Here is a 23,859-nt window from a genome sequence, read left to right on the forward strand (position 1 = left end):
TCTTCCTAGGCCCAGTCCTCCGGCTCCGGCTCCTGCTCCATCTCGGGCCAGTCGTCCGCCCCGTCATGGGTCCCGGACCCCCGGTTGGTCTCGGCCGCCGCCCCCGCATTGGACTCGCCGCGCACCGAGGTCAGCACCTCGAGCACGCCCTCTCCGTAGGTGGCCAGCTTCTTCTCACCGACACCGCCGATGCTCCCGAGCTCACGCACGGACGCGGGCCACACCGTCACGATCTCCCGCAACGTCGCGTCATGGAAGATCACATACGCCGGAACCCCCTGCTCCCGAGCCTGCTCGGCACGCCAGGCACGCAGGGCCTCGAAGGCCGGCACCAGCGCCTCCGGCAGCTCGGCCACCGCGGCCTTCGCCTTGCGCTCGCCACGCCCGGACCCGGCGGAACCCGACGCCGACCGCGAGGTGACCGGCTTCTTCGGCTCCTTCCGCAGCGGCACCTCCCGCTCCCGCCGCAGCACCGTCCCGCTCGCCTCCGTGAGCACGAGCGTGCCGTACTCGCCCTCGACCGCGAGCAGCCCCTGCGCCAGCAACTGCCTGACGACGCCTCGCCATTCGCCCTCGCCGAGTTCCTCGCCGATGCCGAACACGGACAGCTGGTCGTGATCGAACTGGATCACCTTGCCGGTGCGCCGCCCCAGCAGGATGTCGACGATCTGCAGCGCCCCGAACTTCTGTCCCCGCTCACGCTGCAGCCGCACCACGGTCGACAGCACCTTCTGCGCCGCGACGGTGCCGTCCCAGGTCTCCGGCGGGGTCAGGCAGGTGTCACAGTTGCCGCAGCCCGTCGGATCGGGGTCCTGGCCGAAGTAGGCGAGCAGCTGACCGCGCCGGCACTGCGCGGTCTCGCACAGCGCCAGCATCGCGTCCAGGTGGGAGGCCGCCCGGCGCCGGAACGCCTCGTCGCCCTCGCCCAACTGGATCAGCTTGCGCTGCTGAATGACGTCGTTGAGGCCGTAGGCCATCCAGGCCGTGGAGGGCAGTCCGTCACGGCCGGCGCGGCCCGTCTCCTGGTAGTAGCCCTCGACCGACTTCGGCAGGTCGAGGTGGGCGACGAACCGCACGTCCGGCTTGTCGATGCCCATCCCGAAGGCGATGGTCGCCACCACGACCAGCCCCTCTTCCCGCAGGAACCGGGACTGGTGCGCCGCGCGCGTGCCCGCGTCCAGGCCGGCGTGGTACGGCACCGCCTCGATGCCGTTGCGGCTCAGGAACTCGGCCGTCGCCTCCACGGACTTCCGCGACAGGCAGTAGACGATGCCGGCGTCGCCCGCGTGCTCCTCGCGCAGGAAGCTCAGCAGCTGCTTCTTCGGGTCCGCCTTCGGCACGATCCGGTACTGGATGTTGGGCCGGTCGAAGCTCGCCACGAAGTGCCGGGCCGTCGGCATGTTCAGCCGCTGGGTGATCTCCTGGTGCGTCGCGTGCGTGGCCGTTGCCGTGAGCGCGATGCGCGGGACGTCCGGCCAGCGCTCGCCGAGCAGCGAGAGGGCCAGGTAGTCCGGGCGGAAGTCGTGCCCCCACTGGGACACGCAGTGTGCCTCGTCAATCGCGAACACGGCGATCTTGCCGCGTGACAGCAGGTCCAGCGTCGACTCGACCCGCAGCCGCTCCGGCGCCAGGTAGAGCAGGTCCAGCTCGCCCGCGAGGAACTCCGCCTCCACCACGCGCCGCTCGTCGAAGTCCTGCGTGGAGTTGATGAACCCGGCGCGCACCCCGAGCGCCCGCAGCGCGTCCACCTGGTCCTGCATCAGGGCGATGAGCGGCGAGACGACGATGCCCGTACCCGGTCTGACCAGGGACGGGATCTGGTAGCACAGCGACTTCCCGCCGCCGGTCGGCATGAGCACGACGGCATCGCCGCCGGCCACCACATGCTCGATGACGGCTTCCTGCTCGCCGCGGAAGGCCTCGTAGCCGAAGACCCGCTGCAGCGCGGCCAGCACCTCGCCGTCACCGGCCTGTGCCACCTCGCTCACCCCTGGCATCTCGCTGATCCCGCCCGTCGCACCCATCGCCGTGTCCCCCGTACGTCGACCCTCGACCACTGCCTCCACGATAGGGGTCGCCACCGACAGCGCCGGAGTTATCCACAGGCTCACCGTTCACCGGTCCGTGAGCGAGCGATAGCCCTGAGCTATCGGTACGGCTGGCCCCCTCGCATCGCGGGCCCCACCACGTCGCGGCCCCCACCCCACCGCAGGCCCCACCACATCGCGGTGGCCCGGCATCCCCCCGAGGGAAGCCGGGCCACCGCCCTACAGTCGTGCGCCAGGTCAGCGCACGAACACCGCCGCATTGCCGGCCAGATCCAGGAAGTACTGCGGCGCCACACCCAACACCAGCGTGACCGCCACGCCCACCCCGATCGCCGTCATCGTCAGCGGTGACGGAACGGCCACCGTCGGCCCCTCCGGGTTCGGCTCGCTGAAGAACATCAGGACGATGACGCGGATGTAGAAGAACGCCGCGATCGCGGACGAGATCACACCGACCACGACCAGCGGGCCCGCCCCGCCCTCCGCCGCCGCCTTGAACACGGCGAACTTCCCGGCGAAGCCGGAGGTCAGCGGGATGCCGGCGAAGGCCAGCAGGAACACCGCGAACACGGCCGCGACCATGGGTGAACGACGGCCCAGACCGGCCCACTTGGACAGGTGCGTCGCCTCACCGCCGGCATCACGCACCAGCGTCACCACCGCGAACGCCCCGATCGTCACGAACGAGTAGGCGGCCAGGTAGAAGAGAACGGACGACACCCCGTCCGGCGTGGTCGCGATGACACCCGCGAGGATGAAGCCCGCGTGCGCGATCGACGAGTACGCCAGCAGCCGCTTGATGTCGGTCTGCGTGATCGCGACGATCGCACCGCCCAGCATGGTGACGATCGCGACGCCCCACATGACCGGCCGCCAGTCCCAGCGCAGGCCTGGCAGCACGACGTAGAGGATGCGGAGCAGCGCGCCGAACGCCGCCACCTTCGTCGCCGCCGCCATGAACCCGGTCACCGGTGTCGGCGCGCCCTGGTAGACATCGGGCGTCCACATGTGGAACGGCACTGCGCCCACCTTGAACAGCAGGCCCATGACGATCATCGCGGCGCCGACGAGCAGCAGCGCGTCGTTGCCCATCGTGTCCGCGAGCGCCGGGGTGACGTCCGGGACCGTACCGTCGACGACCTGCGCGATCGTCGCGTACGACACGGAACCCGCGTACCCGTACAGCAGCGCGATGCCGAACAGGGTGAACGCGGAAGCGAAGGCGCCCAGCAGGAAGTACTTGACCGCGGCTTCCTGCGACATGAGCCGCTTGCGGCGGGCCAGCGCGCACATCAGGTACAGCGGGAGCGAGAAGACCTCCAGCGCGATGAACAGCGTCAGCAGGTCGTTGGCCGCCGGGAAGATCAGCATGCCGGCGACGGCGAACATGAGCAGCGGGAACACCTCAGTGGTGGTGAACCCGGCCTTGACGGCGGCCTTCTCACTGTCGCTGCCCGGCACGGACGCGGCCTGCGCCGCGAAGGAGTCGACCCGGTTGCCGTGGGCCTCGGGGTCGAGTCGCCGCTCGGCGAAGGTGAACAGGCCGACCAGGCCCGCCAGCAGGATCGTGCCCTGCAGGAAGAGGGCGGGTCCGTCGACGGCGATCGCGCCCATCGCGGCGATGCCCGCCTTGGTGGTGGCGTATCCGCCGGCTGCGAGCGCCACGACCGCGGCGAAGGCGGCGACGAGCGCCACGACACAGACGAACACCTGCGCGTAGTAACGGGACTTGCGCGGGACGACCGCCTCGATCAGTACCCCGATGATCGCCGCTCCGACGATGATCAAGGTGGGCGACAATTGTCCGTACTCGATCTTGGGTGCGTCGATCTTCGAGATCGGATCGGCCGCGGTTGTCCACAGGCTGTGGACAGCTGATGCGCTCACTTGGCGGCCTCCACCTCTGGCTGGGGGTCCTTCTTCTGTACGTCGGACATGGTCTGCTTGACCGCCGGGTTGACGATGTCCGTGAGGGGCTTCGGGTAGACGCCCAGGAAGATCAGCAAGGCGACCAGCGGGGCGACGACCACGAGTTCACGCACCCTGAGGTCGGGCATCGCCGAGACCTCCGCCTTCACCGGGCCCGTCATCGTCCGCTGGTAGAGGACGAGTGTGTAGAGCGCGGCGAGCACGATGCCGAAGGTGGCGATGATGCCGATCACCGGGTAGCGCGTGAACGTGCCGACCAGGACCAGGAATTCGCTGACGAAGGGCGCCAGGCCCGGCAGCGACAGGGTCGCCAGGCTGCCGATCAGGAAGGTGCCGGCGAGCACCGGGGCGACCTTTTGCACACCGCCGTAGTCGGCGATGAGCCGCGAGCCGCGCCGGGAGATCAGGAAGCCGGCCACCAGCATCAACGCGGCGGTGGAAATACCGTGGTTGACCATGTAGAGCGTCGCGCCGGACTGACCCTGGCTGGTCATCGCGAAGATGCCCATGATGATGAAGCCGAAGTGGGAGATCGACGCGTACGCCACCAGCCGCTTGATGTCCCGCTGCCCGACCGCGAGCAGAGCCCCGTAGATGATGCTGATCAGCGCCAGTACGAGGATCGCGGGTGTCGCCCACTTGCTTGCCTCCGGGAAGAGCTGGAGGCAGAAGCGGAGCATCGCGAAGGTGCCCACCTTGTCGACGACAGCGGTGATGAGGACGGCGACCGGAGCGGTGGCCTCCCCCATCGCGTTGGGCAGCCAGGTGTGCAGCGGCCACAGCGGCGCCTTCACGGCGAAGGCGAAGAAGAAGCCGAGGAACAGCCAGCGTTCGGTGTTCGTCGCCATGTCGAGAGTGCCGTTGGCCCGGGCCTCGGCGATCTCCTGAAGGCTGAAGTTCCCGGCGACCACATACAGGCCGATCACCGCGGCCAGCATGATCAGACCGCCGACCAGGTTGTAGAGCAGGAACTTCACGGCCGCGTACGACCGTTGCGTCGCCGCCACCTTCTCGCCGTGCTCGTGGGCACGGTCCCCGAAGCCGCCGATGAGGAAGTACATCGGGATGAGCATGGCTTCGAAGAAGATGTAGAAGAGGAAGACGTCGGTGGCCTCGAAGGAGAGGATCACCATCGCCTCGACGGCCAGGATCAGGGCGAAGAAGCCCTGTGTGGGCCGCCAGCGCCTGCTGCCGGTCTCCAGCGGGTCGGCGTCGTGCCAGCCCGCGAGGATGATGAACGGCATCAGCAGCGCCGTCAGCGCGATCAGCGCCACCGCGATGCCGTCGACGCCGAGTTCGTAGCGGACCCCGAACTCCGCGATCCAGGCGTGGGATTCGGTGAGCTGGTAGCGGCCACCGTCCGGGTCGAAACGGACCAGGACGGTGATCGCGAGGGCGAGCGTGGCGAGTGAGAAGAGCAGCGCCAGCCACTTGGCGGCGGTGCGCCAGGCGGCCGGTACGGCGGCCGTGGCGATCGCCCCGATCGCCGGGAGCGCCGCCGTAGCTGTCAGCAGAGGAAAGGACATCGGTATCAGACCGCCCTCATCAGCAGGGTCGCGGCGATGAGGACCGCCGCACCGCCGAACATCGAGACCGCGTACGACCGCGCGAAGCCGTTCTGGAGCTTGCGCATCCGTCCGGACAGACCGCCGACCGAGGCCGCCGTGCCGTTGACGACGCCGTCGACCAGGGTGTGGTCGACGTACACCAGGGAGCGCGTGAGGTGTTCGCCGCCTCGCACGAGGACGACATGGTTGAAGTCGTCCTGGAGCAGGTCGCGCCGAGCGGCCCGGGTGAGCAGCGACCCGCGCGGGGCGACGACCGGGACCGGCCGGCGGCCGTACTGGCCGTAGGCGATGGCGACGCCGATGACCATGCACGCGACGGTCGCGCCGGTGACGACTCCCGCGCTGATCGGCGGGTGGCCGTGTTCGAACCCGGTGATGGGCTCCAGCCAGTGCACGAAGCGTTCGCCGATGCTGAAGAACCCACCTGCGGCCACCGACCCGACGGCCAGCACGATCATGGGGATCGTCATGACCTTGGGCGACTCGTGCGGGTGCGGCTCGTTGCCCTTCTCGTCGGGCTGCCAGCGCTTCTCGCCGAAGAACGTCATCAGCATCACGCGCGTCATGTAGTACGCCGTGATGGCCGCGCCCAGCAGCGCGCAGCCGCCGAGGATCCAGCCCTCGGTGCCGCCCTTGGCGAACGCCGCCTCGATGATCTTGTCCTTGGAGAAGAAGCCGGACAGACCGGGGAAGCCGATGATCGCGAGGTAGCCGAGGCCGAAGGTGACGAAGGTGACCGGCATGTACTTGCGCAGAGCGCCGTACTTGCGCATGTCCACCTCGTCGTTCATGCCGTGCATGACCGAACCGGCGCCGAGGAACAGCCCGGCCTTGAAGAAGCCGTGGGTCACCAGGTGCATGATCGCGAAGGCGTAGCCGATGGGGCCGAGGCCGGCGGCGAGGACCATGTAGCCGATCTGCGACATGGTCGAGCCGGCCAGCGCCTTCTTGATGTCGTCCTTCGCGCAACCGACGATCGCACCGAAGAGGAGCGTGACGGCACCGACGATGGTGACGACCAGCTGCGCGTCCGGCGCCGCGTTGAAGATGGCCCCGGAGCGGACGATCAGGTAGACGCCCGCGGTCACCATCGTCGCGGCGTGGATGAGGGCCGAGACCGGAGTCGGGCCCTCCATCGCGTCCCCGAGCCAGGACTGCAGCGGCACCTGGGCCGACTTGCCGCAGGCGGCGAGCAGCAGCATCAGGCCGATGGCGGTGAGCCTGCCCTCGCTCGTGTCGGCGGCGAGCCCGGCCTCCTCGCCGGTGCCGAGCACCGGTCCGAACGCGAAAGTGCCGAACCACAGGAACATGAGCATGATCGCGATCGACAGGCCCATGTCGCCGACGCGGTTGACCAGGAAGGCCTTCTTCGCGGCCGTGGCGGCGCTGGGCTTGTGCTGCCAGAAGCCGATCAGCAGGTAGGAGGCGAGACCGACGCCCTCCCAGCCGACGTACAGCAGCAGGTAGTTGTCGGCGAGGACGAGCAGCAGCATCGCCGCGAGGAACAGGTTCAGATAGCCGAAGAAGCGGCGGCGCCGCTCGTCGTGCTCCATGTACCCGACCGAGTACAGGTGGATCAGTGAGCCGACGCCGGTGATCAGCAGCACGAACGTGATCGACAGTTGGTCGAGGCGGAAGGCGACGTCCGCCTGGAAGCCCTCGACCGGGATCCAGCTGTACAGGTGCTGGGTGAGGGTCCGGCTCTCGGCGTCCTTGCCCAGCAGATCGGCGAAGAGGATCACGCCGAAGACGAAGGAGACGAACGACAGGAGCGTGCCGATCCACTGTCCGACGGCGTCGAGACGCCGGCCGCCGCACAACAGGAGGGCCGCTCCGAGCAATGGCGCCGCGATCAGCAGCGCAATCAGGTTCTCCACGATTCTTCCGACCCCTTAGAGCTTCATCAGGCTGGCGTCGTCGACCGAGGCCGAGTGGCGGGAACGGAACAGCGACACGATGATCGCGAGCCCGACCACGACCTCCGCGGCGGCGACGACCATCGTGAAGAAGGCGATGATCTGGCCGTCGAGATTGCCGTGCATCCGTGAGAAGGCCACGAGCGTGAGGTTGCACGCGTTGAGCATGAGCTCGATGCACATGAAGACGACGATCGCGTTGCGCCTGATCAGCACGCCGGTGGCGCCGATCGTGAACAACAGGGCGGCGAGGTAGAGGTAGTTGACCGGGTTCACTTCGACGCCTCCTCGGGCCGCTTGAAGGTCGACGGCTCGATCGCGGTCCGCTCCAGCCGCTCCTCCGCGCGCTGTTCAAGGGCCCGCAGGTCGTTCAGCGCCTCGGTGGACACGTCACGGATCTGGCCGCGCTCGCGCAGCGTCTTGCTGACCGTGAGGTCGGACGGGGTGCCGTCGGGCAGGAGGCCCGCGATGTCGACCGCGTTGTGGCGGGCGTACACGCCGGGGGCCGGCAGCGGCGGGACGTGCTTGCCTTCGCGCACGCGCTCTTCGGACATCTCGCGCTGGGTCTTGGCGCGCTCGGTGCGCTCGCGGTGCGTGAGCACCATGGCGCCGATGGCGGCCGTGATCAGCAGAGCGCCGGTGACCTCGAAGGCGAAGACGTACTTGGTGAAGATGAGAGCGGCGAGGCCCTCCACGTTGCCGTTCGCGTTCGCCTGGGCGAGGCCGTTGAAGTCCGTGATCGAGGCGTTGCCGATACCACCGATCAGCAGGATGCCGAAGCCCAGGCCACACAGAAGGGCCAGCCAGCGCTGGCCCTTGATGGTCTCCTTCAGGGAGTCCGCGGCCGTGACGCCGACAAGCATCACCACGAACAGGAACAGCATCATGATCGCGCCGGTGTAGACGACGATCTGCACGATGCCCAGGAAGTAGGCGCCGTTGGCGAGGTAGAAGACCGCCAGGATGATCATGGTCCCGGCGAGACAGAGCGCACTGTGCACGGCCTTCTTCATGAAGACGGTGCACAGAGCGCCGATCACGGCGACGGTGCCGAGGACCCAGAACTGGAAGGCCTCTCCGGTGGAGGTGGAGTAGGCGGCGAGTTGCTCGGTCATCGCCCGATCACCTTCTCGGACGCCGGTTCGTCCTCACCGAAGGTCGAGTCCGCCTCCTGCGGGACCTCGCCCTTGGAGAGCGCGACCTGCTGGGTCGTGCCCGGCGCGGCCTCCGTCACCAGACCCCGGTAGTAGTCCTGCTCGTCCGTGCCCGGGTAGATGGCATGGGGGCTGTCGACCATGCCGTCCTCAAGGCCGGCGAGCAGTTGCTCCTTGGTGTAGATGAGGTTGGCGCGGCTGGAGTCCGCGAGCTCGAACTCGTTGGTCATCGTGAGCGCGCGCGTGGGGCACGCCTCGATGCACAGGCCGCACAGGATGCAGCGGGCGTAGTTGATCTGGTACACGCGGCCGTACCGCTCGCCCGGCGAGTAGCGCTCCTCGTCGGTGTTGTCGGCGCCCTCCACATAGATGGCGTCGGCGGGGCAGGCCCAGGCGCACAGCTCGCAGCCGATGCACTTCTCCAGGCCGTCCGGATGGCGGTTGAGCTGGTGCCGTCCGTGGAAGCGCGGAGCGGTGGTCTTCTGCTGCTCCGGGTACTGCTCGGTCAGCCGCTTCTTGAACATGGCCTTGAAGGTCACGCCGAAGCCGGCCACGGGGTTCTGGAAACCGGGCTTGGTCTCCTTGGGCTCCTCAGCCATCGGACGCCTCCTTTCCATCCAGAGATCCGTCACTCTGAGTATCGGGCCCACCACTGACAATCAGCTCCCGCTCACGGCGCGGGCGGCGCCGCGGCACCGGCGGAAGTTCCTGTCCGGGCAGTGGCGGCACGGGGAATCCGCCCGCCATCGCGTCGAAGCCGGTGGATTCGTCGACGGGTTGCTCGGCCGTCTTCGCCCGGTCGCGGAACATGTCCGCCACGAAGGAGAGCAGGAGCAGCGCGAGGACGCCGCCGCCGACGTAGAGGGCGATGTCGGCGAAGTCGTAGTTCTCGTTCCGGAGCGTTCGCACGGTCGCGACGAGCATCAGCCAGACCACGGAGACCGGGATGAGGACCTTCCAGCCGAGCTTCATCAGCTGGTCGTAGCGGACGCGGGGCAGCGTGCCGCGCAGCCAGATGAAGAAGAACAGCAGCAACTGGACCTTGATCACGAACCAGAGCAGCGGCCACCAGCCGTGGTTCGCGCCCTCCCAGAAGGTGCTGACCGGATACGGGGCCCGCCAGCCGCCCAGGAAGAGCGTCACGGACACCGCCGAGACCGTCACCATGTTCACGTACTCGGCGAGCATGAACATCGCGAACTTGATCGACGAGTACTCGGTGTTGAAGCCGCCGACGAGGTCGCCCTCGGACTCCGGCATGTCGAAGGGCGCGCGGTTGGTCTCGCCGACCATCGTCACGATGTAGATCAGGAAGGACACCGGCAGCAGCACGATGTACCAGCGGTCCTGCTGCGCCTCGACGATCGCCGAGGTCGACATCGAACCGGAGTAGAGGAACACCGAGGCGAACGCCGCGCCCATGGCGATCTCGTACGAGATCATCTGCGCGCAGGAACGCAGGCCGCCGAGCAGCGGGTAGGTGGATCCGGAACTCCAACCCGCAAGGACGATGCCGTAGATGCCGACCGAGGCGACCGCGAGGATGTAGAGCATCGCGATCGGCAGGTCGGTGAGCTGCATCGTGGTGCGCTGGCCGAAGATCGAGATCTCGTTGCCGGCCGGGCCGAAGGGAATCACCGCGATCGCCATGAAGGCCGGGATGGCCGCGACGATCGGCGCGAGGACGTAGACGACCTTGTCCGCGCGTTTGACGATGACGTCTTCCTTGAGCATCAGCTTGATGCCGTCGGCGAGCGACTGGAGCATGCCCCAGGGGCCGTGCCGGTTGGGGCCGATGCGCAGCTGCATCCAGGCGACGACCTTGCGTTCCCAGACGATGGAGAACAGCACGGTCACCATCAGGAAGGCGAAGCAGAACACCGCCTTGATGACGACCAGCCACCAGGGGTCGCGGCCGAACATCGAGAGGTCTTCAGCGGCGAGGAAAGGGCTCATGCCTCCACCTCCTCGGGGGCCTCGGACGCGAGCGTCGCCGGGCCGATGCGGACGAGTGAGCCGGGCAGCGCCCCGGTGTCGGAGGCGACGCCGGCACCCGCGGAGTTCAGCGGGAGCCACACCACCCGGTCGGGCATCTCCGTGATCTGCAGCGGCAGTTCGGTGACTCCGGCGGGGCCGGTCACGGCGAGAACGTCGCCGTCCTTCACACCGGCCTCGGCGGCCGTGGCGGCCGACACACGCGCGTGGGCGGCGTGCCGGGTGCCGGCGAGCGCCTCGTCGCCCTGCTGGAGGAGGCCCTGGTCGAGCAGCAGCCGGTGCCCGGCCAGAACGGCCTCACCGGCGGCCGGCCTCGGCAACTGGGCGGCGATCTCCAGGGGTTCGGTGGCCCGCGGTCCCTCCCAGGCGCCGAGCCGGTCGATCTCCGCGCGCGTGGTGCGCAGATCCGGCAGGCCCAGGTGCACGTCCATGGCATCGGCCAGCATCTGCAGCACGCGCGCGTCGGTCGGAGCCAGGCGGCGGGTCATCTGGTCGGGCTTGAGCGCGGCCTCGAAGAAGCGCACCCTGCCTTCCCAGTTGAGGAAGGTTCCGGCCTTCTCGGCGACTGCGGCGACCGGCAGCACGACGTCCGCCAGTTCGGTCACCTCGCCGGGCCGCAGCTCCAGCGACACCACGAAGCCGACCTCGCCGAGCGCCTCACGCGCGCGTGCCGGGTCGGGCAGGTCGGCGACCTCGACGCCCGCGACCAGCAGGGCCTGCAGTTCGCCGGTCGCGGCGGCCTCGACGATCTGGCCGGTGTCGCGGCCGTAGCGGTGCGGGAGTTCGGCGACACCCCAGACGGCGGCGACCTCCTCCCGCGCGCGTGGGTCGGTCGCGGGACGTCCGCCCGGCAGCAGCGACGGCAGCGCGCCCACCTCGACGGCAGCACGCTCCCCCGCCCGGCGCGGGATCCACACCAGCTGGGCACCGGTCGCGGAGGCGGCCCGTGCGGCGGCGGTGAGTCCCCCCGCCACAGCGGCCAGACGTTCGCCGACGACGATCACCGCGCCCTCGGTGCGCAGTGCCTCGGACGCCTTCGTTCCTGCCTCGTCCAGGCCGACCCCGCCGGCGAGCGCGTCCAGCCACTCGGTCTCGGTGCCGGGGGCGGCGGGCAGCAGGGTGCCGCCGGCCTTCTCCAGTCCGCGCGTGGCGTGCGTGGCGAGCGAGAAGACCTTCTGGCCGTGCTTGCGCCAGGCCTTGCGCAGCCGCAGGAAGATGCCGGGCGCCTCCTCCTCGGCCTCGAACCCGGCCAGCAGGACGGCCGGTGCCTTCTCCACCGCGCTGTACGTGACGCCCGTACCGTCGAGGTCGCGACCGTGACCGGCGACCCGCGCGGCGAGGAAGTCGGCCTCCTCGCTGCTGTGCATGCGCGCGCGGAAGTCGATGTCGTTGGTGTCGAGCGCCACGCGCGCGAACTTGCTGTACGCGTACGCGTCCTCGACGGTGAGACGGCCGCCTGTCAGCACGCCGGTCCGGCCGCGGGAGGCGAGCAGTCCCTGAGCCGCGATCTGCAGCGCCTCCGGCCAGGACGCCGGTTCGAGTTCACCCTCGGCGTTGCGCACCAGAGGCGTCTGGAGCCGGTCGCGCTGCTGCGCGTACCGGAAGCCGAACCGCCCCTTGTCGCAGATCCACTCCTCGTTGACCTCGGGGTCGTTGGCGGCCAGGCGCCGCATGACCTTGCCGCGCCGGTGGTCGGTGCGGGTGGCGCAGCCGCCGGAGCAGTGCTCGCACACGCTCGGCGAGGACACCAGGTCGAAGGGGCGGGAGCGGAATCGGTACGCCGCCGAGGTCAGCGCGCCGACCGGGCAGATCTGGATGGTGTTGCCGGAGAAGTACGACTCGAAGGGGTCGCCCTCACCGGTACCGACCTGCTGGAGCGCACCGCGTTCGATCAGCTCGATCATCGGGTCGCCCGCGACCTGGTTGGAGAACCGTGTGCAGCGGGCACACAGCACGCACCGCTCGCGGTCGAGCAGCACCTGTGTGGAGATCGGCACGGGCTTCTCGTACGTCCGCTTCTTTCCTTCGAAGCGGGAGTCGGACTGGCCGTGCGACATGGCCTGGTTCTGCAGCGGGCACTCGCCGCCCTTGTCGCAGACCGGGCAGTCCAGCGGGTGATTGATGAGCAGGAGCTCCATCACACCCTTCTGGGCCTTCTCGGCGGCCTGCGAGGTCAGGTGCGTCTTCACGACCATGCCGTCCGTGCACGTGATCGTGCAGGACGCCATCGGCTTGCGCTGGCCCTCGACCTCGACGATGCACTGGCGGCAGGCGCCGGCCGGGTCGAGCAGGGGATGGTCGCAGAAGCGGGGGATCTCGATGCCTAGTTGCTCGGCGGCCCGGATGACCAGGGTGCCCTTCGGCACGCTGATCTCGACTCCGTCGATCGTCAGCGACACGAGATCTTCCGGCGGGACCGCCGTCTCTCCCCCTCCGGAGGGAGCGCTGGTGGTCACAGTCATGCGTTCACCTCCGTGCGGTGGTCGGCCCAGGCCGTCGACTTGGCCGGGTCGAAGGGGCAGCCGCGGCCCGTGATGTGCTGCTCGTACTCCTCACGGAAGTACTTCAGCGAGGAGAAGATCGGCGAGGCGGCACCGTCGCCGAGGGCGCAGAAGGACTTGCCGTTGATGTTGTCGGCGATGTCGTTCAGCTTGTCGAGGTCGGACATGACGCCCTTGCCGGCCTCGATGTCGCGCAGCAACTGCACGAGCCAGTACGTGCCTTCGCGGCAGGGCGTGCACTTGCCGCAGGACTCGTGGGCGTAGAACTCGGTCCAGCGGGTGACGGCGCGCACCACGCAGGTCGTCTCGTCGAAGCACTGGAGAGCCTTCGTGCCGAGCATGGAACCCGCGGCGCCCACTCCTTCGTAGTCGAGAGGGACGTCGAGGTGCTCGTCGGTGAACATCGGCGTCGAGGAGCCGCCCGGCGTCCAGAACTTCAGGCGGTGCCCGGGCCGCATCCCGCCGCTCATCTCCAGCAGCTGCCGGAGCGTGATCCCGAGCGGGGCCTCGTACTGGCCGGGGTTGGCGACATGGCCGCTGAGCGAGTAGAGCGTGAAGCCCGGGGACTTGTCGCTGCCCATCGACCGGAACCAGTCCTTGCCCCGATTCACGATCGCGGGAACCGACGCGATCGACTCGACGTTGTTCACAACAGTCGGGCAGGCGTAGAGACCTGCCACCGCAGGGAAGGGGGGCCGGAGCCGCGGTTGACCACGGCGGCCTTCGAGCGAGTCGAGCAGTGCGGTCTCCTCACCGCAGATGTACGCGCCCGCGCCCGCGTGCACGGTGAGTTCGAGATCGAGGCCGCTACCGAGGATGTTCTGGCCGAGGTAGCCGGCCGCGTAGGCCTCGCTCACGGCCGAGTGCAACCGCCGCAGCACAGGGACGACTTCACCACGCAGATAGATGAAGGCATGCGACGACCTGATGGCATAACACGCGATGATCATGCCCTCGATGAGGCTGTGCGGGTTCGCGAAGAGGAGCGGAATGTCCTTGCAGGTTCCGGGCTCCGATTCGTCGGCGTTGACAACTAGATAGTGCGGTTTTCCATCACCCTGGGGAATGAACTGCCATTTCATTCCTGTCGGGAACCCCGCGCCACCGCGCCCGCGCAGACCGGAGTCCTTGACGTACGCGATCAGGTCGTCCGGCGACATGGCGAGCGCCTTGCGAAGGCCCTCGTACCCCTCGTGCCTTCGGTAGACGTCCAGCGTCCAGGACCTGTCCTCGTCCCAGAAGGCCGACAGCACGGGTGCGAGCAGCTTCTCGGGGCTGTTTTCCTTCAGCTCGGGTGCCAACGTCATCACTCCCCCTCCTCGGCGACAGGCCCTGCCGGGTGGGCTGGGTCGGACGCGGACGAATCCTGCGGCGCGTCGTGCGAGCTGAGGTGTTCAGCCGGCGACGGTTCGTGCAGTGGCCTGTCCTGCGGCTCCTGGTGCGGGCCGCCGTCCCGCGGATGGACCACGCGCGCGGGTGCGGCCTCTCCCCTGGCCAGGCGGAGGCCCACCAGCGACGCCGGTCCCGCGCTGCCGCTCTCCTCGACGGCCCCGGGCCGCTCGTCGGGGAAGCCGGCCAGGATCCGCGCGGTCTCCTTGAAGGTGCACAGCCGAGCCCCACGCGTCGGCTCGACGGGCCGTCCCGCCCGGAGGTCGTCGACCAGGCGCTTGGCGCTGGCGGGGTTCTGGTTGTCGAAGAACTCCCAGTTGACCATCACGACCGGCGCGAAGTCGCAGGCCGCGTTGCACTCGATGTGCTCAAGGGTGACCTTGCCGTCGTCGGTGGTCTCGCCGTTGCCGACGCCCAGGTGCTCCTGGAGCTCCTCGAAGATCGCGTCACCGCCCATCACCGCACACAGGGTGTTGGTGCAGACGCCCACCTGGTAGTCGCCGGAGGGCTTGCGGCGGTACATCGTGTAGAAGGTGGCGACTGCGGTGACCTCGGCCGTGGTCAGGCCGAGCACGTCCGCGCAGAATTGCATCCCGGTGCGCGTGACGTGGCCCTCCTCCGACTGCACGAGGTGCAGCAGCGGCAGTAGGGCGGACCGGGAGTCCGGGTAGCGGGCGATGATCTCGCGCGCGTCGGTCTCCAGCCGGGCTCGAACGTCGTCCGGGTAGCCGGGCGCGGGCAGTTGGGGCATGCCCAGGCTGACGCCCCGCTCGGAAGAAGAGGTGGTCACCGGTCGACGCCTCCCATCACGGGGTCGATGGACGCGACGGCGACGATGACGTCGGCGACCTGGCCGCCCTCGCACATCGCCGCCATGGCCTGCAGGTTGGTGAAGGACGGGTCACGGAAGTGGACCCGGAAGGGGCGGGTGCCGCCGTCGGAGACGGCATGCACCCCGAGCTCGCCCTTGGGCGACTCGACGGCCGCGTACGCCTGTCCCGGTGGGACGCGGAAGCCCTCGGTGACCAGCTTGAAGTGGTGGATCAGGGCCTCCATGGAGGTGCCCATGATCTTCTTGATGTGGTCGAGGGAGTTACCGAGCCCGTCGGGTCCCAGGGCGAGCTGGGCGGGCCAGGCGATCTTCTTGTCGGCGACCATGACCGGGCCCGGCTGGAGCCGGTCCAGGCACTGCTCGACGATCCCGAGGGACTGGCGCATCTCTTCCAGGCGGATCAGGAAGCGCCCGTAGGAGTCGCAGGTGTCGGCGGTCGGGATCTCGAAGTCGTAGGTCTCGTAGTCGCAGTACGGCTGCGACTTGCGCAGGTCGTGCGGCAGGCCGGTGGAGCGCAGGATCGGGCCGGTGGCGCCGAGGGCCATGCAGCCGGCCAGGTCGAGATAGCCGATGTCCTGCATGCGGGCCTTGAAGATGGGGTTCCCGGTGGCGAGCTTGTCGTACTCCGGGAGGTTCTTCTTCATCTTCTTCACGAACTCGCGGATGTGGTCCACCGCGCCGGGCGGCAGGTCCTGGGCGAGTCCGCCGGGGCGGATGTACGCGTGGTTCATCCGCAGGCCCGTGATGAGCTCGTAGATGTCGAGAATCATTTCACGATCACGGAATCCGTAGATCATGATCGTGGTGGCGCCGAGCTCCATGCCGCCGGTGGCGATGCACACCAGGTGGGAGGAGAGCCGGTTCAGCTCCATCAGGAGCACCCGGATGATCTTGGCGCGCTCGGTGATCTGGTCCTCGATGCCGAGGAGCTTCTCGACGGCGAGACAGTAGGCGGTCTCGTTGAAGAAGGACGTCAGGTAGTCCATGCGCGTCACGAACGTGGTGCCCTGCGTCCAGGTCCGGTACTCGAGGTTCTTCTCGATGCCGGTGTGGAGATAGCCGATGCCGCAGCGGGCCTCGGTGACCGTCTCGCCGTCGATCTCCAGGATCAGGCGGAGCACCCCGTGGGTGGAGGGGTGCTGCGGACCCATGTTGAGGACGATGCGCTCGTCGTCGGCGCGGGCCGCGGCCTGGACGACCTCGTCCCAGTCGCCACCGGTGACCGTATATACGGTGCCCTCGGTGGTCTCACGGGCAGATGCTGACTGCGTGCTCACGAGTACGACCTCCGCTGGTCCGGAGCCGGGATCTGGGCGCCCTTGTACTCGACGGGGATGCCGCCGAGGGGGTAGTCCTTGCGCTGCGGATGGCCCTGCCAGTCGTCCGGCATCATGATCCGCGTCAGGGCGGGGTGACCGTCGAAGACGATTCCGAAGAAGTCGTACGTCTCGCGCTCGTGCCAGTCGTTCGTCGGATATACGGAGACGAGCGACGGGATGTGCGGGTCGCTGTCGGGGGCGCTGACTTCAAGGCGGATCAGCCGGTTGTGGGTGATCGAGCGCAGGTGGTAGACGGCGTGCAGCTCGCGGCCCGTGTCACCGAGGTAGTGGACGCCGCTGACGCCGGTGCACAGCTCGAAGCGCAGGGCCGGGTCGTCGCGCAGGGTGCGGGCGACGCGGACCAGATGCTCACGTTCGATGTGGAAGGTGAGTTCGCCGCGGTCGACGATCGTCTTCTCGATGGCGTTGTCGGGGAGGAGTCCCTGCTCCTCCAGCGCGCCTTCGAGTTCGTCGGCCACCTCGTCGAACCAGCCTCCGTAGGGGCGGTTCGCCGGACCCGGGAGCCGGACCGAGCGGACGAGACCGCCGTAGCCGGAGGTGTCGCCGCCGCTGTTGGCTCCGAACATGCCGCGCTGGACGCGGATCTCCTCGCCGCCCTGGCCGCGCTGACCGGGGAGGTTGGAGGCGGAGAGGTCCTTCTCGGGGTTGACCCCGTTCGACCCGTTCGCGCCGTTGGTGCCGTTCGCGTCGCTCACTGCAGCAGCCCCTTCATCTCGATCGTGGGCAGAGCCTTGAGCGCCGCTTCCTCCGCCTCGCGGGCCGCCTCCTCGGCGTTCACGCCGAGCTTGGAGGTCTGGATCTTCTCGTGCAGCTTGAGGATGGCGTCCAGCAGCATCTCGGGCCGTGGCGGGCAGCCCGGCAGATAGATGTCGACCGGGACGATGTGGTCGACGCCCTGGACGATCGCGTAGTTGTTGAACATGCCGCCCGAGGAGGCGCAGACCCCCATGGAGATCACCCACTTGGGGTTCGGCATCTGGTCATAGACCTGCCTGAGCACCGGCGCCATCTTCTGGCTGACCCGGCCGGCGACGATCATCAGGTCGGCCTGGCGCGGCGAGCCGCGGAAGACCTCCATTCCGAAGCGCGCCAGGTCGTAACGGCCGGCGCCGGTGGTCATCATCTCGATGGCACAGCAGGCGAGGCCGAAGGTGGCCGGGAAGACGGACGATTTACGCACCCAGCCCGCGGCCTGCTCGACGGTGGTCAGCAGGAATCCGCTCGGCAGCTTTTCTTCGAGTCCCATGTCGTTTAAGGCCCCTCAGTCCCATTCCAGGCCGCCGCGCCGCCATACGTACGCGTACGCGACGAAGACGGTGAGCACGAAGAGCAGCATCTCCACGAGCCCGAAAATCCCCAGGGAGTCGAAGGTGACGGCCCAGGGGTAGAGGAAGACGATCTCGATATCGAAGATGATGAAGAGCATCGCCGTCAGGTAGTACTTGATCGGGAAGCGCCCGCCGCCGGCCGGCGTGGGGGTCGGCTCGATACCGCACTCGTAGGCTTCGAGCTTGGCCCGGTTGTACCGCTTCGGACCGATCAGCGTGGCCATGACCACGGAGAAGATCGCAAAGCCTGCCCCGAGGGCTCCCAGTACGAGGATGGGCGCATACGCGTTCACCGCTCCTCGCTCCTCTCAGTCGGCACTGACTGCTGGCGGTTGCACTGGGCTCACTTCCGCCTCACCGGTCCCACAAGCCCCGCTCGTCCCGGCGAAGATCGAGAACATGTGAAGCAGGTCACAAGCCCAACTGCCTCGCATCCTATGCCTGCCGCTCTGTGATCTGCGACACGGGGTATTACACAAGCTTTGTGATCTCCACCACCTGACGAAGGATCATGAAGCCGGATGAGCGGTGATCTTCGCACGAGAAGCGTCCGAGTGATCACCAGAGGTGACATTTTCGCTCGTCGCCGCAGCTCGGAGGGGTCGTCTCAATATCAAGAGACTTCTCTTGCATGCAAATTGGTGATGGACCGGATGTCTTGGTAGAGGAGCGCGTTCACACTTCAGGGGGAGCCGCGGAGGGGGGTGTGGACGCGTGCACGCATTCACGAGCGTCGGCGGGCGCGATCCGGGCACAGGACGCGCACGAGGCCGTGACCGTTGCGTGACCTCTGCCACATGATGAGAGAGGCCTGAGAACCGGGCTTGGCCACCGGTCTCAACAAGTGGTAAGCGATGGGCAATTCGGACTTAATGATGAAAGACCGTGATCACGGGCTGAGTGATACGCGTCCGCAATGTCCGTTACGGCGTCAATAAAGGGCGTCACGCCGGGAATTTGGGGCCGCCATTGAGCAACTGTGGCGCAGCACACGTTTCTTGTAGGTATGGAGGAGCCCCTGATACCGGTTGTTCTCATGTCCCACACCGCTCACATACGCAGCCACCGGAAGCCCCGCCGCAGCGCGACGACGACCATCGCGATGCGCGCCGGAGTTACCGGTGGCGTCCTCAGCATGGCAGCGGCTGGCGCTGCGGCCACGGCGAACGCCGCCGAGCCGGTGACGCAGACCATCGAACTGCCCGCCCTCACGGGTGACCTGGCGAACCAGCTCGCCCAGTCCGCGGACGCCACTCAGCTGGCGGCGGCGAACTACGAGCTCGACGCCGAGCGTGACGCGGCCGCCGCCGCGGCGGCCAAGGAAGCCAAGAAGGACCTCGCGGAGGCCAAGAAGAAGGCCGAGGCGAAGAAGAAGGCCGAGGAGGCCCGCCGGGCCGCCGCCGAGGCCGCCGCCTCCCGCAGCGCCGAGCGGACCACCCTGTCCGCCTCCGCTTCCACGAGCACGGACGTGTCCGCTCCCGCCAGCGGCAGCGTCGGGACGGTCGTCTCCTTCCTCAAGGCGCAGCTGGGCGACGCGTACGTCATGGGCGCCACCGGCCCCAGCGCGTGGGACTGCTCCAGCCTGGTCCAGGCCGCGTTCAAGCAGGTCGGCGTCGACCTGCCGCGGGTCTCGCAGGACCAGTCGATGGTCGGCACCGACGTGTCGCTGTCGAACCTTCAGGTCGGCGACATCCTGTACTGGGGCGGCAAGGGCTCCGCGTACCACGTGGGCGTCTACATCGGAGACGGCCAGTACCTGGACGCGGCCAACCCGTCCAAGGGCGTCGTCATCCAGGACCTGTCCGGGTACCCGGCGTCGGGTGCGGTGCGCGTCCTCTGAGTCGCCGCCGAGTCGCATCCGACTCGCAGAGATCAACGTAAGGGCCGCAGCCGCTCGGGGGCAGCGGCCCTTACGCCTCATCCGAGGTCGAAGGTGTTGGGCAGACCCAGCCTGTAGCGCACCTCGTCGACCCGCTTCAGCGGCTCCAGCTCCGGAGGCCGGTAGAGCCCCCAGGTCCGGCAGTGCTCGGTGTCCGAATCGTCCGCTTCCAGGAGGGCGTTGACGGCCAGGCGGGCCGATTCGTTGGCGCCCTCCATCGACGCCAGGTCCACGTCGGTGCGGACGTAGTCGCCCGCGAGGAAGAAGTTCGGGACCTTTGTGCGGGCCGTGGGGCGGTTGTAGAGGGTTCCCGTGGGGTGGATGAGGAGCTGCTCGCGGTTCTGCGGGTTCGGGCCGCCCAGGCCCGTCACGGCCGGGTCCATGAACCAGCCGAGGCGGTCCTCGTCCCGGAGCGTGGTCTTGCCGGCGTCGTTGAGGCCGTCCTTGAGCTGAGCCCAGAGTTCGGCGACGACTTCCTCCTTGGTGCACTCCTTCGCCGTCTTGCCGTACAGGATGCCCGGCTTGTCCCACTCCGAGATGATCGCGGAGAGGCAGTCTCTGGCGCGCCCGTCGCCGTAGTCGCGGGAGAAGTCCCGGCCGTCCCAGAACTGCGCCTGGCCGACGCCGGTCACGGCCCACGGCGAGTCCAGGCAGTTGATGTGGCCGTGCACGACGGGGGTGGGCGTGCGCAGGTAGAACATCACGCCGGTCATCCAGTCCGTCTGCAGCGCGTCGCACCGGGCGAGCTGGGGGTCGGCCGCGCGCAGGGCCGGTCCCCACGTCCCGCGCGCGTGCTCGACGGGCAGCGCGGAGAGGTAGTGGTCGGCGGTGACGGTGCGTTCGTCGCCGCCGTCACGGGCCGAGACGCGGACGCCGGTCACCCGGCCGCCGGCGTAGTGGACCTCGTGGACCTGGGTGCCGAGGACGAACTCGACGCCCTGGGAGCGCAGGTGGGTCTCCCAGGGGTCGATCCAGGCCTCGCTGGTGGGTGCGTTGAGGACGCGGTCGATGTCGGCGTCGCCGTCCATGCCGCGGCCGAGGAGGCCCCACAGGAGCAGGGCTTCGATGATGACGCGGCCGACGGTTCGGGTGGACGCCACCTCCGCGCGGGTGGCGACGAGGTTGCGGGTCTGGCCGATGCCGAGGAGCGTGCGGTACTCCTCGCTCATCTCCTCGGCGCGGATGAAGTCCCACCACGCGACCTTCTCCCAGACCTGCTCGCGGCGGGCGTCGCAGCTGGTGAGGTGGACCAGCAGGCGGTCGGCGAAGTAGGCCACCTCGTGGGCGGGGAGGCGGGTGCCGAGGTCCAGGACCGACAGGAGCTGGTCGCGGATCCAGCCGAGGGTGAGGTCGCCGGGGCGAGGCGGGGTGGTGACGCGACGCAGCGGGAAGTGCAGGTCGGGGCGGCCATCGGCGCGGGCGAACAGGGCCTCGGTGCCGCTGACGAGGTTGTCGTGGACGCCGTGCGCGTTGCCGGGGACGGGGATGCGGCGCATGGTGTCCGGCAGATTCCGGTAGAAACCGGGGAAGAAGCGGAAGCCGTGCTCGGCGGGCAGGTCCGCACGGCCGCCGGTCGCCGTGCCCGGGACGGGCATCGAGCGGGCCTTGCCGCCGAGGGTGTCGTAGTACTCGTAGACGGTGACGGCGTAGCCGCGTTCGGCGAGTTCGTGGGCGGCGCTCAGGCCGGAGACTCCGCCGCCCAGGACGGCGACGCGGCTGCCGGAAGCAGCCTTCGCGGTTCCCGCGGGCCATAAGGCGAGGGTGCCGGCCACTCCCCCGGCACCGGCCAGAAAGCGTCTGCGGGTGTGGCCGGATCGCGTGTGACCTGTCTGCTCCTGGGGCTCCTGCGTGTGTTCTGTTGTCATGAATCCCGGAGGGTAGGGAGGGTCTGCGGAGGTCGGAAGCCTGATTCCCGGCCGACCACAGCATTCTCACAACCCGCAACAGCAGAAGGACAGAAGGGGAGAAAAGCGATGCCCAGCGTTTTTGTGCAAGGCAGGCCCGTCGACTCGTATCCGCCGCTCGCACCCGAGGCCCGGCGTGGGGCGGTGCGCAGGATCACCGAGATGGGTGACGAGGTGTTGCACAAGCCGTGCCGGGACGTGACCGAGTTCGGGCCGGATCTCGCCGCGCTCATCGACGACATGTTCCTGACGATGTACATCGCCGACGGGGCCGGACTGGCGGCGAACCAGGTCGGTGTCGGTCTGCGGCTGTTCGTGTACGACTGCCCGGACGACGACGGGGTCCGGCACGTCGGGCACATCGTCAACCCGGTGCTGGAGCCGCTCGACGCGGCGCACAGGAGGCTCCTCGACGACAGTGAGGGGTGCCTGTCGGTGCCGGGCGCGGTGATGGACGTACCGCGCCCCGACCGGGCCGTGGTGCGCGGGCTCGACAAGGACGGCGAGCCGATCGTGGTCGAGGGCACGGGGTACTTCGCCCGTTGCCTCGCGCACGAGACCGACCACTGCAACGGACAGGTCTATGTGGACCGGCTCTCCAAGCGGGAGCGGAAGGAGGCCCTGCGGCAGGTGGCGGACCGGCGGGACGAGGTGTTCGCGCGCCGGGCCGCCAACGTCGAGGCTCTCAGCAGGGCATAGGGCCTGTGGCGAGAGTGGCCGCGCGGCAGAGGCCACTCTCTCAGCAGGGCCTGGCCGACCCTCAGGCCTTCGGTGCCACCTTGCTGAGGCCGTTGATGATGCGGTCCATCGCGTCGCCGCCGGTCGGGTCCGTGAGGTTCGCGAGCAGCTTCAGCGTGAACTTCATCAGCATGGGGTGCGTCAGGCCGCGCTGGGCCGCGATCTTCATGACCTTCGGGTTGCCGATGAGCTTCACGAAGGCGCGGCCCAGCGTGTAGTAGCCGCCGTAGGTGTCCTTCAGGACACGCGGGTAGCGCTGGAGGGCCATTTCACGGCCCGCGGGCGTCGAGCGGGCGTGGGCCTGGACGATGACGTCGGCGGCGATCTGGCCGGACTCCATGGCGTAGGCGATGCCCTCGCCGTTGAAGGGGTTCACCAGGCCGCCGGCGTCGCCGACCAGCAGCAGGCCCTTGGTGTAGTGCGGCTGGCGGTTGAAGGCCATCGGGAGGGCCGCGCCGCGGATCGGGCCGGTCATGTTGTCCGGGGTGTAGCCCCACTCCTCCGGCATGGAGGCGCACCAGGCCTTCAGGACCTCGCGCCAGTCCAGTTCCTTGAAGGAGTCCGAGGTGTTGAGCACGCCCAGGCCGACGTTCGACGTGCCGTCGCCCATGCCGAAGATCCAGCCGTAGCCGGGCAGGAGGCGGTCCTCGCCGGGGCCGCGGCGGTCCCACAGCTCCAGCCAGGACTCCAGGTAGTCGTCATCGTGGCGGGGGCTTTCGAAATACGTCCGTACGGCCACGCCCATCGGGCGGTCCTCGCGGCGGTGCAGGCCCATCGCCAGCGACAGGCGCGTGGAGTTGCCGTCGGCGGCGACGACCAGCGGCGCGTGGAAGGTGACCTCGCGCTTCTCCTCGCCGAGCTTGGCGTGGACGCCGGTGATGCGGCCGGTGCGGTCGTCGATGATCGGGGCGCCGACGTTGCAGCGCTCGTAGAGGCGGGCGCCGGCCTTCTGGGCCTGACGGGCGAGCTGCTCGTCGAAGTCGTCGCGCTTGCGGACGAGGCCGTAGTCGGGGAACGAGGCGAGATCGGGCCAGTCGAGCTGGAGGCGCACGCCGCCGCCGATGATCCGCAGGCCCTTGTTGCGCAGCCAGCCCGCTTCCTCGGAGATGTCGATGCCCATGGCCACGAGCTGTTTGGTCGCGCGCGGGGTCAGGCCGTCACCGCAGACCTTCTCCCTCGGGAACTCGGTCTTCTCCAGCAGCAGGACGTCAAGGCCGGACTTGGCCAGGTGGTACGCCGTCGCAGAGCCGGCCGGCCCCGCGCCCACGACGATCACATCGGCGGTGTTCTCGGAGAGGGGCGAGGAGTGGGGCTCGGGCACGACGGTCACGGCGGGAT

Annotated in this window: 19 protein-coding genes; 2 read left to right on the forward strand and 17 right to left on the reverse strand. The window is 68.7% G+C overall.

The genetic code is table 11. The features are described from left to right. Nucleotides 1–5: 5 nt before the first annotated feature. The 15 genes from recQ to OHT51_RS18250 form a co-directional block, all read right to left on the reverse strand. Entirely contained in the window at nt 6–2,024 is a 2,019-nt protein-coding gene (gene recQ, locus OHT51_RS18180) for a DNA helicase RecQ (RefSeq protein WP_328884359.1), read from the reverse strand. 261 nt (nt 2,025–2,285) lie between these two features. Beyond that, nucleotides 2,286–3,935 (reverse strand): NADH-quinone oxidoreductase subunit NuoN, encoded by a 1,650-nt coding sequence (nuoN, locus tag OHT51_RS18185; RefSeq protein ID WP_328879988.1) that lies wholly within the window; start codon nt 3,933–3,935, stop codon nt 2,286–2,288. Next, nucleotides 3,932–5,503: an NADH-quinone oxidoreductase subunit M gene (locus tag OHT51_RS18190; RefSeq protein ID WP_328879989.1), complete on the reverse strand. Its 1,572-nt coding sequence runs from the start codon at nt 5,501–5,503 to the stop codon at nt 3,932–3,934. Before OHT51_RS18190 ends, nuoN begins: the two co-directional genes overlap by 4 nt. Before the next feature lie 5 nt (nt 5,504–5,508). After that, the gene (gene nuoL / locus OHT51_RS18195) at nt 5,509–7,422 is read right to left on the reverse strand and encodes an NADH-quinone oxidoreductase subunit L (RefSeq protein ID WP_328879990.1); all 1,914 of its coding nucleotides are present in this window, start codon (nt 7,420–7,422) and stop codon (nt 5,509–5,511) included. Between the two features lie 15 nt (nt 7,423–7,437). Further along, a complete protein-coding gene (gene nuoK, locus OHT51_RS18200; protein WP_003998919.1) occupies nt 7,438–7,737 on the reverse strand; it encodes an NADH-quinone oxidoreductase subunit NuoK in 300 nt (99 codons plus the stop codon). Further along, nucleotides 7,734–8,576 carry an NADH-quinone oxidoreductase subunit J gene (locus OHT51_RS18205; RefSeq protein ID WP_328879991.1) on the reverse strand — a complete coding sequence of 281 codons (843 nt, stop codon included), beginning with the start codon at nt 8,574–8,576 and terminating at the stop codon, nt 7,734–7,736. The genes nuoK and OHT51_RS18205 overlap by 4 nt, the downstream gene beginning before the upstream one ends. Next, on the reverse strand, nt 8,573–9,214 hold the full coding sequence (gene nuoI / locus OHT51_RS18210) for an NADH-quinone oxidoreductase subunit NuoI (protein ID WP_328879992.1): 642 nt from the start codon (nt 9,212–9,214) through the stop codon (nt 8,573–8,575). Before nuoI ends, OHT51_RS18205 begins: the two co-directional genes overlap by 4 nt. Then, entirely contained in the window at nt 9,207–10,571 is a 1,365-nt protein-coding gene (gene nuoH, locus OHT51_RS18215; RefSeq protein WP_328879993.1) for an NADH-quinone oxidoreductase subunit NuoH, read from the reverse strand. Before nuoH ends, nuoI begins: the two co-directional genes overlap by 8 nt. Further along, nucleotides 10,568–13,072, reverse strand: a complete 2,505-nt coding sequence (locus OHT51_RS18220; protein ID WP_328879994.1) for an NADH-quinone oxidoreductase subunit G — start codon at nt 13,070–13,072, stop codon at nt 10,568–10,570. The genes nuoH and OHT51_RS18220 overlap by 4 nt, the downstream gene beginning before the upstream one ends. Continuing rightward, a complete protein-coding gene (gene nuoF, locus OHT51_RS18225) occupies nt 13,069–14,418 on the reverse strand; it encodes an NADH-quinone oxidoreductase subunit NuoF (protein ID WP_384191591.1) in 1,350 nt (449 codons plus the stop codon). Before nuoF ends, OHT51_RS18220 begins: the two co-directional genes overlap by 4 nt. After that, nucleotides 14,418–15,290 (reverse strand): NADH-quinone oxidoreductase subunit NuoE, encoded by an 873-nt coding sequence (gene nuoE / locus OHT51_RS18230; RefSeq protein ID WP_328879996.1) that lies wholly within the window; start codon nt 15,288–15,290, stop codon nt 14,418–14,420. The genes nuoF and nuoE overlap by 1 nt, the downstream gene beginning before the upstream one ends. Next, entirely contained in the window at nt 15,287–16,609 is a 1,323-nt protein-coding gene (locus tag OHT51_RS18235) for an NADH-quinone oxidoreductase subunit D (RefSeq protein ID WP_328879997.1), read from the reverse strand. Before OHT51_RS18235 ends, nuoE begins: the two co-directional genes overlap by 4 nt. Continuing rightward, entirely contained in the window at nt 16,606–17,367 is a 762-nt protein-coding gene (locus OHT51_RS18240; protein WP_328879998.1) for an NADH-quinone oxidoreductase subunit C, read from the reverse strand. The genes OHT51_RS18235 and OHT51_RS18240 overlap by 4 nt, the downstream gene beginning before the upstream one ends. Beyond that, a complete protein-coding gene (locus OHT51_RS18245; RefSeq protein WP_328879999.1) occupies nt 17,364–17,918 on the reverse strand; it encodes a NuoB/complex I 20 kDa subunit family protein in 555 nt (184 codons plus the stop codon). The genes OHT51_RS18240 and OHT51_RS18245 overlap by 4 nt, the downstream gene beginning before the upstream one ends. A 15-nt stretch (nt 17,919–17,933) precedes the next feature. Further along, nucleotides 17,934–18,293, reverse strand: coding sequence for an NADH-quinone oxidoreductase subunit A (locus OHT51_RS18250; protein ID WP_030950624.1), 360 nt, complete (start codon nt 18,291–18,293; stop codon nt 17,934–17,936). A 713-nt stretch (nt 18,294–19,006) separates the two neighbouring features. Between OHT51_RS18250 and OHT51_RS18255 the strand changes: the two genes are divergently transcribed. Then, nucleotides 19,007–19,840 carry a C40 family peptidase gene (locus tag OHT51_RS18255; RefSeq protein WP_328880000.1) on the forward strand — a complete coding sequence of 278 codons (834 nt, stop codon included), beginning with the start codon at nt 19,007–19,009 and terminating at the stop codon, nt 19,838–19,840. A gap of 77 nt (nt 19,841–19,917) precedes the next feature. Here OHT51_RS18255 and OHT51_RS18260 read toward each other — a convergent pair whose 3' ends face one another. Next, a complete protein-coding gene (locus tag OHT51_RS18260) occupies nt 19,918–21,744 on the reverse strand; it encodes a hydroxysqualene dehydroxylase (RefSeq protein ID WP_328880001.1) in 1,827 nt (608 codons plus the stop codon). A 108-nt stretch (nt 21,745–21,852) separates the two neighbouring features. Between OHT51_RS18260 and def the strand changes: the two genes are divergently transcribed. Continuing rightward, nucleotides 21,853–22,482 carry a peptide deformylase gene (def, locus tag OHT51_RS18265; RefSeq protein WP_328880002.1) on the forward strand — a complete coding sequence of 210 codons (630 nt, stop codon included), beginning with the start codon at nt 21,853–21,855 and terminating at the stop codon, nt 22,480–22,482. Nucleotides 22,483–22,543: 61 nt separating this feature from the next. Here the strand turns inward: def and OHT51_RS18270 are convergent, their stop codons facing one another. Further along, complete coding sequence (locus OHT51_RS18270; RefSeq protein WP_328880003.1) at nt 22,544–23,851, reverse strand: geranylgeranyl reductase family protein; 1,308 nt, start codon at nt 23,849–23,851, stop codon at nt 22,544–22,546. Nucleotides 23,852–23,859: the final 8 nt, after the last annotated feature.

The organism is Streptomyces sp. NBC_00299 (genome assembly GCF_036173045.1).
Taxonomy (GTDB): domain Bacteria; phylum Actinomycetota; class Actinomycetes; order Streptomycetales; family Streptomycetaceae; genus Streptomyces; species Streptomyces machairae.

What these genes read in the sequence shown, in the direction of transcription:
- OHT51_RS18205 (WP_328879991.1), bottom strand. Translation starts at nt 8,576, where the DNA reads ATGACCGAGCAACTCGCCGCCTACTCCACCTCCACCGGAGAGGCCTTC.
- OHT51_RS18190 (WP_328879989.1), bottom strand. Translation starts at nt 5,503, where the DNA reads ATGTCCTTTCCTCTGCTGACAGCTACGGCGGCGCTCCCGGCGATCGGG.
- OHT51_RS18245 (WP_328879999.1), bottom strand. Translation starts at nt 17,918, where the DNA reads ATGGGACTCGAAGAAAAGCTGCCGAGCGGATTCCTGCTGACCACCGTC.
- nuoI (WP_328879992.1), bottom strand. Translation starts at nt 9,214, where the DNA reads ATGGCTGAGGAGCCCAAGGAGACCAAGCCCGGTTTCCAGAACCCCGTG.
- OHT51_RS18255 (WP_328880000.1), top strand. Translation starts at nt 19,007, where the DNA reads ATGGAGGAGCCCCTGATACCGGTTGTTCTCATGTCCCACACCGCTCAC.
- nuoH (WP_328879993.1), bottom strand. Translation starts at nt 10,571, where the DNA reads ATGAGCCCTTTCCTCGCCGCTGAAGACCTCTCGATGTTCGGCCGCGAC.
- OHT51_RS18220 (WP_328879994.1), bottom strand. Translation starts at nt 13,072, where the DNA reads ATGACTGTGACCACCAGCGCTCCCTCCGGAGGGGGAGAGACGGCGGTC.
- OHT51_RS18260 (WP_328880001.1), bottom strand. Translation starts at nt 21,744, where the DNA reads ATGACAACAGAACACACGCAGGAGCCCCAGGAGCAGACAGGTCACACG.
- nuoF (WP_384191591.1), bottom strand. Translation starts at nt 14,418, where the DNA reads ATGACGTTGGCACCCGAGCTGAAGGAAAACAGCCCCGAGAAGCTGCTC.
- recQ (WP_328884359.1), bottom strand. Translation starts at nt 2,024, where the DNA reads ATGGGTGCGACGGGCGGGATCAGCGAGATGCCAGGGGTGAGCGAGGTG.
- def (WP_328880002.1), top strand. Translation starts at nt 21,853, where the DNA reads ATGCCCAGCGTTTTTGTGCAAGGCAGGCCCGTCGACTCGTATCCGCCG.